Below are 14,453 nucleotides of genomic sequence, written 5' to 3'. Positions count from 1 at the left end.
ACTAGATTAGTGAAAAATATAAAAAATGTGACAATCTGTTGTATTTATTTGATAGTCATCCTCACACTTAATATTTAGTAACTATGATTGTTATATACAAATCAAAAAAATACAATTTTTATCAAATTTCATTGAAAAAATAATTTTTTACATCTAAGTAATAGAATTTGAATGAGCATTTTTATTTCGAACTAATCAAATTCCAATATCATAAAAAATGAAATTTCTAATCTCATCCAATACTTAAAATAAATTAACCCATAATTAAAATATTAATGTTTATCGTTTATCATTCTAATCAGCTGGATATTCTTAATACTTTAACAGCTGAGTTAATAAAAAGAAAATTAATTCAAAATCCATTTCAACCTGAAATAATTTTGATAAAAAATCACAACATAGCACAATGGATACAAATATCTTTAGCATCACAATTTGGCATTGCTGCTAACATTAAATATTTTTTGCCAGCAGATTTTATTTGGGAAAAATTAACCCGTATATTGCCAAATGTTCCAAATGAAGATGTTTTTTCAAAAACAGCGATAACTTGGCAGTTAATGACATTGCTGCCACGTTTATATGAAGAGCCAGATTTCTCAGTAATTAAAGCTTATTTGAATAATGGTACTGATAGTCGAAAATGCTTTCAGTTCGCCAGTCAAATTGCAGATTTATTTAACAAATATTTAGTATTTCGTCCAGATTGGTTAGAAAGCTGGAGTAATGGAAAATATGTCTCTGGATTAGGTAGAGAACAACGTTGGCAAGCCACACTGTGGCGGGCATTGATGGAAAAAACAAAAAAGAATGATAGATTTTTTCAGCATACAACTGATATATATCAACATATAATCCGTATCTTAACAGAGTGTCAAACACGGCCCATAGAATTGCCAGATCGAATTTTTATCTGTGGAATTTCTATATTACCTCCAATCTATCTACAAATATTGCAAGCATTAAGTCGTCATATTGATATTCATTTTTTATGTTTTAATCCTTCTCGTCATTATTGGGAAAATATTCCAATACAATCTATTTTAAAAATGAATAGAGCATTCTATGATCAGCCTAATTTGCTTGATGCATGCCTTAAACTCAGTCATCCCCTACTTATCTCATGGGGAAAACAAGGATATGATAATCTTGATTTGCTGTCACAGATGAATGATGTTCAAAATATAGATGCATTTGTTGAGCCAACGAAAAACTTTCTCTTAGGTCAAATACAACATGATATTTTAGAATTAGAAGATCACACAATAATTAACTTAAAACAAAAGACCTTAGAAGATAATAGCTATAAACAATTATTACGTCCAGATGATGTCTCTATAAGCATACACGTATGCCACAGTCCGCAAAGAGAAGTTGAAGTTTTACATGATAATTTATTGGCAATGATCGTTCAAGATCCCACACTATGTCCAAAGGACATTATTGTGATAATATCCGACATCGATCTTTACATCCCAGCCATACAAGCAGTATTTAATAACGGTACTGAACAACTTTCATTACCTTTTATGATTTCTGATAAAAAAGCAAGAGATATTCATCCAATACTAACAACGTTTCTTAATTTATTGGATTTACCTTGTAGTCGGTTCACTGCAGAACAAGTATTAGGATTTTTAGAGGTACCTCAAATAGCAGCTCGTTTTTCAATTAACGAGCAGGAACTTCAATTATTATATCGATGGATAGTAAACTCAGGCATTCGTTGGGGACTTGATGACGACTCATTACATGAGTTAATGTTACCTACTACTGGACAACACACTTGGAAATTTGGCCTAGAACGCATGTTGCTAGGTTATGCTATGGATAGTAATTGCGGAACTTGGCGAGGAATATTACCTTATGATGAAACTAATGGTTTATTAGCTAATCTAGTGGGACTCTTAGCAGAATTTATAGCACAATTACAACACTGGCGCAATATACTTACCCAGCATCATCCTTTAGATAAATGGCTGATATGCTTAAGAAAAATGATAAATGATTTTTTTATTCTTGATACTACAGCTCAAACAGCGCTATCTATTTTGGAAACTCATTGGGAGCATGTCCTACAAAGTGGTTTAGAAATAGGATATAATCAACCGATACCAATAATACTGTTACGTGATGAATTAGATGTTTGGCTCAATCAGGAACGAATTAATCAAAGCTTTTCAGGTGATTCAATCAGTTTCTGTACATTTATGCCAATGAGTTTTATTCCATTTCGCGTTATCTGTCTATTGGGTATGAATGACGGTATGTATCCGCGTGCATTTTCATCAACAGGATTTGATTTAATGATAAAGCATCCTCGACAAGGTGATTTAAATCAGAATGACGAAGATCGTTATCTTTTTTTAGAAGCTTTATTATCAGCACAACAGCGATTATATATCAGCTTTATTGGCTGTTCCATACGAAATAACACATTACGTTATCCATCCGTGTTAGTCAGTGACCTCTGTGATTACATTGAACAAAATTTTTACTGTCCTAATGATGAACATGTGGATTCTATCGTCAACTCTGATCATGTACAAAAATATTTATGGCATAGACATACTCGAATGCCTTTTGCACCAGGAAATTTTTTTCCTGGCCGAAAATTCCAAAGTTTTGCTAACGAATGGCTTCCTGCCACTAATCATAAACAAATATCTTATTCAAATTTTAGTAGTAATCCATTAACAAAAATATCTTATAAAATTATATCATTTGATGATCTCTATTTTTTTTACAGCCATCCAATACGTGCTTGGTTTCAGAAAAGATTGGAAATTTCATTTAGTGAAACTACTCCAGAGCTTATTTCGGATGAACCTTTTATTATCAATAAAATAACTCGCTATCAGCTAAATAATCAATTGTTGAATGCTCTTGTTGAAGGAAAGAATACTGACCTACTGTTTCATCAAGCTAAAACTGCTGGTCTACTTCCTTTTGGGGTATTCGGAGAACTATATTGGATAAAACAATGCCAACAAATGACCCGGTTAGCAAAGCAGATACGAATACATTATCAACCATTGCATCAGGATATGAATATTTATTTAACATTGAATAATGTCACGCTTTTTGGTCGACTATTTCGAGTACAAGAAAATGGTTTACTGCGTTGGAGTCCAAGACATCTTTCATTAAAAGATGGTCTTCTACTTTGGCTAGAACATCTAATATATTGTGCTATGGGAGGAAAAGGTGAAAGCCGATTTTTTGGTTCTATTGGCGAATGGCATTATCCACACTTCTCTTCTGAGAAAGCACAAATATTTTTGGCTTCTCTTATCTCGGTATATCATCAAGGGATGATGTCTCCATTATTATTGTTCAATCCTGGTTGTGAAATTTGGTTGAATCACTGTTTCAATCAAAAAACAAAATGTATTGATTGGAGAGATATTCGACAACAACAAGCACGAGATAAAATTTTTCAAACGTGGCGACAAAATAATTTTGCATTCAGAGAGAATAATGATCCTTATGTGAACAGAATTATACGAAATCTAGATGATCAACATATTAATGAAATGATTGAAACAGCAAAAAATGTCTTACTGCCACTGTTTTGTTCTAATATGGCAACGAAAGGCTTTAAAATATAATATATAGATCTAATTTAAATATCATAATTTCCTATCAAACAATTAATGTGTTCATTATATATGAAAAGTTGCTTTATGAATTATAAAAGTGTAGGCTTACTATTTAAAAATTAATACCAACTAAAATAATAGTTGATAGTTAATTGTTTTTTATTTTGGTGAAATATGTATATAAATTTTATTTTTAATAAAAACATACTATATTGGCAATTTTTATAAATTTAAATCCTTTATACACATATTGCTCACTATATGTAGATACATTACGTCTAACAAATATTAATAAATCGTTTTTAAAACATACACTAAATTTTGGTTTTTATATTAGAAAAGTTATTTAAAAAGTTAAAGCAATGATGCCTTAAAATAAATATCCATGCATAGTCAAATTTTGTATTGTTATTTTATAAGTATAAAGTACATTAATAAGTCATTACATATAATATAATATGTTAATAATAACAATACTGACCTGAGATGTTGATCAACATTATTAATTTTTTATAGTTAATTTATTAGTATTATAATATGTATATATCTAATTAATTTTATGTTTTATCACATAGTGTACATAAATTACATCAAATAATTTATTAGTATATATTTTAATTAATGCTTTAAATTGAATTAATGAGAAATACTCTTCTCTATGAGAGAAGCACTTTTTTTTAAGATAATATTTAATTGATATTAATTTAATGATTTTAATTATATTATAATAAGCATTCATAAAATATGAATACTAACCTTTTTCAATTGTAATGAACATTATATCAGAAATGCCGTGTATAAATATCTTTGATTTAACAAGTATTCCACACTAACTAATTCACATTATTGATAACTTGAGCATTAAAATATAATGCTGAAAAATAAGTATTGATTAGATATCATGCTGTGTAAAGTAAAATAAATAGGTTTTAATTACCTTGATAAAATTACTATTAGTATAGTACAATGTATTAGAATTGTCCTAAGTGAATAAAATTAGATAAAGGTACATAATGTACAATAGGTAAAAAGTATTTATACTAATCTTCAATTAAACATAATTATTTGATTATATAAGCGACTATATAACACAAATGAACTAAATTGTAATATTACGTTTTCATTGTATTACTCAATCATTATTAAAATTTTTAGTCATTATCTTAATTGTCAAATGAGCTCTCATTGCTCTTTTATAACAAAGTTTAATTTAGCATTTCACATTTTCATTGTTTAACATAATTAGTTTTTGAAAAGTCAAATTCTGTTGTTCTCATAGTTTTTTATTTTTACTAATACTCTAAATATAACTATATATTTTCATATAAAACTATCTATCTTATATAAATCAAATTCAAGAAATATATGATTGTTATCATGAAAATGTTCGAGTAACATTATTAATGTCTTATGCATCCCACAAATATGACAGGACTTAACTATAATTTTAATCACAAATAACTATTTAATTTATTACTGGATTTAATTCCTTAATAAGATACTATTGAAAGAGATTATATCTGTAAAAAAGGATAATTTATTATTTGACTAATCCTCAATATGTTAACTTATTAACATTACCAATCAAAGGTATTCATTTAATTGAAGCTTCAGCAGGAACTGGAAAAACACATACGTTAGTTATGCTTTATTTACAGTTACTTTTAGGTTTAGATAACCAAAGTGCTGAGGAACATCCACTAGGCGTCGAAGAAATTCTGGTAGTGACATTCACTGAAGCAGCTACTGAAGAATTACGTTGTCGTATACGAGAAAATATACATCGTATTCGTCTAGCATGTATTAATGGACTTCGAGACGATCCAATATTGTCACAAATAAAAAATCATAAAATGGCAGCTTTGCACTTGCTAATTGCGGAGAAACAGATAGATAAAGCAGCAATTTATACCATTCATAGTTTTTGCCAACGTATACTCAATCAATGTTCTTTAGAATGTGGATTATTATTCCGACATACCCTGCTAGACGATGAAAGATGCTTAAAACAACAAATCATTCAAGATTTCTGGCGACGTCATTGCTATACACTTCCCGTAGAAATTGCAAATATAGTACTACAATACTGGGACAGTCCGGACAAACTATTATCAGATCTAAATCCATATCTACAAGGCGAATGGCCACTACTAAAAAATTCAAATGATACTTATACATCAATTGTACAGTGCCATGCACGTATCATTAAAGATATTAGTGATTTAAAAGCACAGTGGTGTATGGAAGTAGATAGAATCAGGACAATTATTAAATACCATAATCTTAATCATCGATTGTACAGCATCAAACATATATCATCTTGGTTTTTAAAAATTAATCAGTGGTCAGAACAACCCACTATTAATTATTACATACCAAACGAATTAAGATACTTCAAATATTCAATATTGAAAGAGAACACTCTATCTGGAGAACCACCTCAACACTTTTTATTTCAACTAATAGAATTATTTTATCAGACAAAGCATTCTTTACGTGAGTTAGTATTTGCACTAGCACTTAAAGAAATACGACAACAACTTGAACATGAAAAAAAACAACGTGCAGAAATAGGATTTGATGATTTACTTAATTACTTAGATCAAGTATTGACTAGTGATGTTCACAAGGAATTGGCTACATCAATACGTAATCGCTATCCAATAGCCATGATTGATGAATTTCAAGATACTGATCCTCGTCAATATCGTATTTTTCGTCAGATTTACAATAGCCATTCTAATGGCGGCTTATTGCTAATAGGTGATCCAAAGCAAGCCATTTATGCATTTCGTGGAGCAGATATTTTTACTTATATAAAAGTTCGAAATGAAGCTAAAACTCATTATACGTTAGATGTTAACTGGCGTTCCAGTCCTGGTATGATTCATGCTATCAATCAACTATTTCAACTGTTACCTATTCCATTTATTTTTGATGCCATTCCTTTTTCTCCAGTAATGGCAGCAGAGCGAAATATTAAATTACGTTTAATGTTACAAAAGCAATCACCACCAGCACTGCATATTTGGCTACAGCCGGGAACGAGCATAGGATTTGACGAATATAAAAAATATATGTCTCGACAATGTGCTGCCACTATTAATAATTGGCTTAATATTTCAAAAAAGGGTGAAGCATGGCTTGAAAACCATATGGGTAAAAGATCGTTACAAGCATCAGATATTGTAGTACTCGTTCGCAATCATAATGAGGCAGAAATAATTCATGATGCACTTAAAGCATTGATGATACCAGCAGTCTATCTCTCTAAACGAAAAAGTGTTTTTGAAAAGATAGAAGCACAAGAATTGCTATGGATTTTACAAGGCGTGTTAATGCCGGAAAAGCATAACATGTTGCGTCGGGCATTAGCTACTAGTTTACTGGGATTTGATGCTGTCACTATTGATTCTCTGAATAAAAATGAGAAATATTGGGAACAATATACTAACAAATTTATCGGTTATAACCTGTATTGGAAAAGATATGGTATCTTTCCAATGTTACGTCAGATAATCAAAGATTTTAACATTGTTCACAGATTGCTTGCTATTGACGATGGAGAACGTAGGCTAACCGACGTACTACATTTAAGTGAACTGATACAAGAAGCATCTATTCGGATAGAAAGTAAATTTGCTATATTACGTTGGTTAACATTACAAATTAGATCTCCAAATTCTGAGGCGGAAAATCAACAGTTACGACTGGAACATGATCGCCACGTAGTACAAATAATCAGCATACATAAATCTAAAGGACTCGAATTTCCAATAGTATTTTTTCCATTTCCCGCTTGTTTTCGTCCACAAAAAAAGCCACTATTTCATGATCGTCAGTCTTATCAAATTTTGTTAGATCTAAAAGCAACGCCTGATAGTCTTCGCTTGGCAGAAGAAGAGCGTCTAGCCGAAGATCTTCGGTTACTATATGTAGCAATAACACGTTCTACCTATCATTGTAGTCTTGGTATTGCGCCATTATTTCGTAGTAATCGAAGAAAAAATGGCTGTAGCGATTTACATTTAAGCGCATTAGGTTATTTAATTCAACAAGCGCAATCAGGCAACGCTGATTATTTACGAACACAGCTAGTAACATTAGCAAAAAATTCCAATGGAAATATCACTTTCAATGAAGATATTGTTGTTTTATCCAAGAAAATTCTAAAATCGGCCAAGATGTTACAGTTACCGCTCTGTGCCCAAGATTGGCCTAAAAAATTGAATAGATCGTGGAATGTAATAAGTTATACCAATCTTCGACAACATACTACTTCGGCAGTAGCATATTTTTCATCCCAACTTCATATGAAAACAGTAGAGGCAGAGGAATCACTGAACAAACAACAACTGACACCACATACTTTTCCTCGTGGTGCATTGTTCGGAACATTTTTACATAGTGTGTTAGAAAAACTGGATTTTACTCAACCAGTTAACTCTCAGGGATTATACCATTATTTTATTCAACATGGCATCGATACAATTTGGATACCAACAATTACTAATTGGATAACAAACGTCATTTCAATACCATTGAATGGAGACTTACCATCTCTTTCATGCCTCTCTAATAATAATAGACAAAGTGAATTACAATTTCATCTATCTATAGAGTCTGAAGTTAATTCACGTGATTTAGATCAATTATGTAAGAATTATGATCCTCTATCAACACGATGTCCTTCACTAACATTTCCACAGATTAAAGGAATGCTACAAGGATGTATTGATCTCATTTTTCGTTGGAAAGATCTTTATTATTTACTAGATTTTAAATCTAATTGGTTAGGAAAGGACAGTACTTCTTATACTCAATTAAAAATGGAACAAGCTATGATCATTAATCGATATGAACTTCAATATCAGATTTATACTTTAGCGTTGGATCGTTTTTTGCGTCACCGTTTGATAAAATATAATTATCAATCCAACTTTGGAGGAGTATTTTATTTATTTTTGCGTGGCATTGATGATATAGCATCTCCAAGTAATGGTATATATTACTGTCGACCAAAAGAAAATTTAATTAATAAGATTGATAATCTTTTTACCGGTACAGTATAGTAACAACAGAAAATTTAGAAATGAAAGATATTCTTATTACCGCTAAACAATTACGTCTATGTCGATCATTGGATATCCATTTTGCTTACATGATAGCCAAACCTTTTGAACCAGCATTAATGCTTGCAAGCGCTTGTTTGAGTGTGTATGTTGGTAATGGTTATGCATACCTACCTCTAGAATGTCTCACTCCAATTTATTTATTTGATAATCAGTGCCCTATATTAGCAGAAAAGGCATGGAACAAAGCCGGTAGTCCATCATCACCTAAGCAATGGCAGAAATTACTGTTAGCGGCATCATCGACAGTTAGCGACGGCACTCGTCCTACGCCATTAGTTTTAGATAATCAGCGTCTTTATTTACAACGTATGTGGCATGATGAATACATAGTGGCACAATTTTTTCACCAAATAAAACCTTATCCCGTAAACACTTCAAAAAATAAAATTGCTGTGATATTAGATGAATATTTCCCTAGTAATAGTTCTGATATTAATTGGCAGAAAATTGCTGTAGCGATTTCTATTACACGTTCAGTGTCTCTAATTTCCGGTGGGCCTGGTACTGGTAAAACTTTTATTATAGCAAAATTACTAGCAGTACTGGCTGCACTAAATGATGATAAAATTCAATTACGTGTAATACTGGCCGCTCCTACCAGCAGAGCAGCAGCACGTTTAAATGAATTTTTAGACATAGAGTTACAACAACTTAAACTGCCGGAAAAAAAGAAACAACAGTTATTATATGAAACGATAACTTTCCGTCATTTATTTGGAAAACAATCCAATAATAATCAGTATATGCAATTTCGGCATGGGTATCTAACTAATTTAGATGTATTGATTATTAATCAGGCATCGATGATTGATTTATCAATGATGGCACGTTTAATCATGAAATTATCGTGTCAAACTCGGCTGATTTTGATAGGTGATTGTTGCCAATTATCCTCAATCAACATAGGTTCTATGTTGGGTGATATTTGTCAATTTTCTAAAACAGGTTATAGCACAGAAAAACGAGAAGAATTGCAGTTGATGACTGGGTTTACATTACCTGCTGGTAGAAATGATGGTAATTATAGTATTGCTGACAGTATATGTTTATTACGTAAAAACTATCGTTTTAAGCAATGTTCTGATATCTATCGATTAGCTAATATGATCAAAATTGGTAATATTACCGATAGTCTGGCATTATTAAAATCAAGTGAAGTAGTAAAGATAAAGAATATATTGGATAATGAAATATTAGAATATCAGACAATGATACAAGATTGCGTTAATGGTTATCGGGACTACTTACTAAAAGTGCGCCATAATGCTGCGCCAATCAATATCTTAAATACTTTTAATCGCTTTAGATTACTATGTGCTTTATACGACGGTCCCTTTGGAGTTACAGAACTTAATTGTTGTATAGAGCAAGCTCTAAGAGAGGCTAACTTACTTACTACTGCCAATGGGGTACATTCTAATTATTATGCTGGCCGACCGATTATTATTCTTGATAGTATGCCGTCTTTAGGAATTTATAATGGAGATATCGGTCTGTTTCTTTTATCAGAAGAAATCAAAAAAACCCAGTATGTATATTTTTTACTACCAAGTGGAAATATTAAGATACTCCAACGAAATTATTTACCAAAACATGAAACGGCATTTGCGATCACAGTGCATAATTCACAGAATTTAGAATTCGATCACACGATGCTTGCATTACCTAATCAGTTCTTACCAATTTTAACACGTGAATTAATATATACTGCGGTAATACGAGCACGTACCTGTTTATCAATTTACTCTAGCGATAAGATTTTACAACATGCTATAATCACTACAACCCAACAACGCAACGGTCTTATCGACCGAATGATGGCCAGTGCTGTGTTTCAATCATAATGTAATGTTATGATTGTATTGTTATTAAAGCAATAACATTAGGTAATTATCTCCTACTAATGGTAGGACCAATAGTAGATATGTATTGTCTTTGTGGATATGATTAAATCGTAAATTATTTTTTCATCTAATTATAAATATATAATCGATTATTTCGTTATATGATCCTTAATCAAAGATGTCAATATATTTAAAACATATTAATAGCGAATAAACATTTTCAATTTGCGTTGATTAATTAATAAATATTAAATATATAAAATATCAATATCTTGATATTTATTAGACATCAATATTACTAATTAATTATAAGGGGGTTTTAAAAGAGCCATTTTACACATATCATATATTATATGTTATCATATATTATATGTATATATTAAAATACAATATATTATTGATGGCTATTAACTATAATTTTATACACACTATTTATTTATTACAGTATTATAAACACTATATTTTATTAAGTGAATTTTTGCTTAATTAGTATTATAATTACAGTAAATTATTGTATTGACAGTCTATATTTTGGAATTTTTTATCCGTTTTATATAACAAAGTTACTTTTTAAGTAATAAGTCAATCATCAATTAAGATATTTAAAAATCATATATATTTTAAATTAATTTATTAATGTAAGAATAAATCTTAACTAATAATTTGGCGTTTAGTTATAGATAAGATAACTCGAAATTTGAGTATCATTTCATCAAATGGCATCACATGGATCGCTTATTATTTTATTAGGCTAGGTTAAGATTTCATTAACATTAACAATGAATCACTATGATTGTAATATGTCAGATAAATATTTTTGTTATATACACATTAAGCATATTTAATAATACAAATAACAAGTTTCTAACTTATTAAAAATATTTTCTCAAGCAACGAATATTTTAAAATCCAAAATCTAAGTTATATCATAATACATACTAACTAAATTGTGGTAAGTAATTTATATAATATCTACAACATTATTCCAGCTATAATTAATGCATCGTTATAACAGATTTTATTTAAAATATCTTAGTCAAACAAAGACATACTAAAATTAACATAAATAATCTATTAAAATTAATGAAATATAAACGTCACAATTCCAGCATAACATACCAATCAAAAGAAGAATATACCTTCTAGAAATTATAAATAAAATATTTTAAAATATCAATTAACAAGCCAATGTAGTTATTGATGATAGTATTGCATAAATTTACCAAATTTCATGATAGCAATTTCTAATTCATCGGTGTGAGGTAAGATTACTATACGTAAGTGATCAGGCCATGGCCAATTAAAAGCAGTGCCTTGCACTAGAAGTACTTTTTCCTGTAATAGTAAGTGTTGTACTAATTGTTTATCGTCAACAATATTAAAGTGTTTAACATCACAACGTGGAAACATATACAATGCACCTTTTGGCTTAACGCACGATATGCCGGGAATATTATTAAGAAGCTCCCAAGCTCGGCTACGTTGCGTATAGAGCCGTCCTCCGGGTCGGACAAGTACTTTGATGCTTTGATCTTTTAAAGCAGCCTGAATGGCATATTGCATTGGCACGTTAGCACACAGACGCATTGATGCTAATGTTTCTAATCCTTCAATGTAACTTTTAGCATGCTTTTTTGGTCCGTTAAGCACCATCCAACCTTGACGGAATCCTGCAACTCTATAGGTCTTTGAAAGACCATTGAAGGTAACAGTAAATAAATCCGGTGCTAATTCGGCAATAGAGTAATGATGAGCATCATCATATAAGATTTTATCATAAATCTCGTCTGAGAAAATAATTAAATTATTTTGTCGCGCAATCTCAATTAACGACAATAATATTTCTTTACTATAAACTGCCCCTGTTGGATTATTTGGATTTATTATTATAAGTCCTCGAGTACGGATCGTAATTTTTTGACGGATATCGTCTAGATCCGGAAACCAATTTGCTTCTTCATCACACAGATAATGCACAGCATTTCCACCAGCGAGAGAGACAGCTGCTGTCCATAATGGATAATCTGGTGCAGGTACTAATATTTCATCATCATTATTTATGAACGCTTGCATGGATTGCATGATAAGATCAGACACACCATTTCCTATGTAGACATCTTCTACAGTAAAGTCACGGACATCCTTCATCCGATAGTACTGCATTATGGCATTACGTGCAGCATATAGTCCTTTAGAATCGCTATATCCATGAGATATAGGCAAATTCTGAATGACTGCCATTAGTATGTCCTCTGGAACTTGAAAACCAAATGATGCTGGATTTCCGATATTTAATTTAAGAACCTTATGCCCCTGTTCTTCTAGGCGCTTGACTTCTTTCAGGAGTGGGCCACGAATATCATAAGAGACATTATTGAGTTTGCTAGATTTGTTGACGGATGCAACCAATATATCAATCCTTTTTCCAGATGAGCATATTCTCATTGTGGATATGTAACAATTGAATAATATACTCTTATTTCAATATTTTTGAAGAAAAAACTACATGCACGAAGATCTTTTTTTAAAATATATGGACTAATTATCTCAAAATGTTTACTCAATATTATATTGAATACTATTCAAATGTTCGTTTTATTATTCATTTTTTATAAAATATAATCTAATAGAATTAATTATGTTAAATTCATTTTCTTCAATTAAGGTATACAACAAATAAATTAGGATGTATAGTGATAATATAAAATATGTTAGCTGTAGCGTTACATTCCAACTAATGAGGGCTATCATATGTAGATGTACATTATTAATGTGAAAGAATTTTTCAAGATATAATAGATATTGCATAATAATTTTTATACGTGATTTCACTTTTGATTGTTTTAAGTAAATATGATTGGATATTCACAATGAAGTTATTATTTGTACATCGATTTTCACTACATAAGAACTAAACCATGATATTAGTTTACATCAGTTAAGGCGCAGATAAACTAAAATATTATTAGAAATAAAATTGATCATAGCATCATAATAGTGCTTATGAACTTTTAACTAATTATTACAGACATTTAATGATAATATTTTCAAAACGATTTTAAATTTTTAGAAATAAATGCAATAAAATTACTTAAGAAATGAAAGTAAATATGACTTTTACACAAAATATCGAAGACAACATTGTATGCGGTTAATTAATAGTAAAATAATTCTGAATTATATAATGATAAATAAAGTAAACGCAGATATTCCTATATAAAAAAGTACTGCTATATATAATATAAAATAATGATCAAGGTAAAATGATCAAGGTAAGTTGTAACCAGTATACATTAGTTCATTTTTACTGTTGGTCTGTTAGGAGTATTTTGCCTCTAATTGTATGCCTATTTCGTACCATACGCTTCAGCATTTGACATAAATGTCACATAAACAAATAGATATAATAAATAAAATTGATCATATAATTAAAATTAGTTACAAACAAATATTTTTATTAATTAAAATCGAAGTTAGCTTTTAAAAGACACTTAATTGTTTGAATTATTTAAATTTGGCATTTCATCGTTATCAAGACGATTAAATTTTGATTGTATTTAACGATATTGTAGATTGAAAACTACAGCTTCAAAACAAAACAGATAACTCACGTTATCTTTTTCTTAATAATATCTGACTGCAAAATTACTATTTGAATATAAAGTACAACACCGTAGTAAATAAAATATTTAGCGTGAAAGCTAACTGGAATAGATTAATTCATTGTTTACTTCAAAATATACAGTATACTTCAATAATTTATTAACGATGTTACGTATATTACCGGTATATAGTGGAATAAATAAATTCATTTTTTTAGATCATATCGATATAGATATTTGATGATGTTGGATAAAAAAGTAAGTGATTTA

The 14,453-nt window shown here is 30.1% G+C and carries 4 protein-coding genes; 3 read left to right on the top strand and 1 reads right to left on the bottom strand.

Annotation, left to right across the window (positions count from 1 at the left end; genetic code table 11):
- Positions 1-275: 275 nt before the first annotated feature.
- The 3 genes from recC (at position 276) to recD (ending at position 10,581) form a co-directional block, all read left to right on the top strand.
- On the top strand, positions 276-3,611 hold the full coding sequence (gene recC, locus ACICP0_RS01510; protein ID WP_395480180.1) for an exodeoxyribonuclease V subunit gamma: 3,336 nt from the start codon (positions 276-278) through the stop codon (positions 3,609-3,611).
- 1,535 nt (positions 3,612-5,146) lie between these two features.
- Positions 5,147-8,674 carry an exodeoxyribonuclease V subunit beta gene (gene recB / locus ACICP0_RS01505; RefSeq protein ID WP_395480179.1) on the top strand — a complete coding sequence of 1,176 codons (3,528 nt, stop codon included), beginning with the start codon at positions 5,147-5,149 and terminating at the stop codon, positions 8,672-8,674.
- Between the two features lie 20 nt (positions 8,675-8,694).
- Positions 8,695-10,581: an exodeoxyribonuclease V subunit alpha gene (recD, locus tag ACICP0_RS01500; RefSeq protein WP_395480178.1), complete on the top strand. Its 1,887-nt coding sequence runs from the start codon at positions 8,695-8,697 to the stop codon at positions 10,579-10,581.
- Between the two features lie 1,194 nt (positions 10,582-11,775).
- Here the strand turns inward: recD and ACICP0_RS01495 are convergent.
- Positions 11,776-13,026 (bottom strand): pyridoxal phosphate-dependent aminotransferase, encoded by a 1,251-nt coding sequence (locus ACICP0_RS01495; RefSeq protein ID WP_395480177.1) that lies wholly within the window; start codon positions 13,024-13,026, stop codon positions 11,776-11,778.
- Between the last annotated feature and the right edge of the window lie 1,427 nt (positions 13,027-14,453).

It is taken from the genome of Candidatus Curculioniphilus buchneri endosymbiont of Curculio glandium, assembly GCF_964275155.1.
GTDB lineage: Bacteria > Pseudomonadota > Gammaproteobacteria > Enterobacterales > Enterobacteriaceae > Curculioniphilus > Curculioniphilus buchneri.
Note: the sequence above shows the minus strand (reverse complement) of the source record. Positions and strands in the feature narration are given on the sequence as shown.

Excerpts from the sequence above, each read along its gene's own strand:
- recC (WP_395480180.1), top strand. The coding sequence starts at position 276 with ATGTTTATCGTTTATCATTCTAATCAGCTGGATATTCTTAATACTTTA.
- recD (WP_395480178.1), top strand. The coding sequence starts at position 8,695 with ATGAAAGATATTCTTATTACCGCTAAACAATTACGTCTATGTCGATCA.
- ACICP0_RS01495 (WP_395480177.1), bottom strand. The coding sequence starts at position 13,026 with ATGAGAATATGCTCATCTGGAAAAAGGATTGATATATTGGTTGCATCC.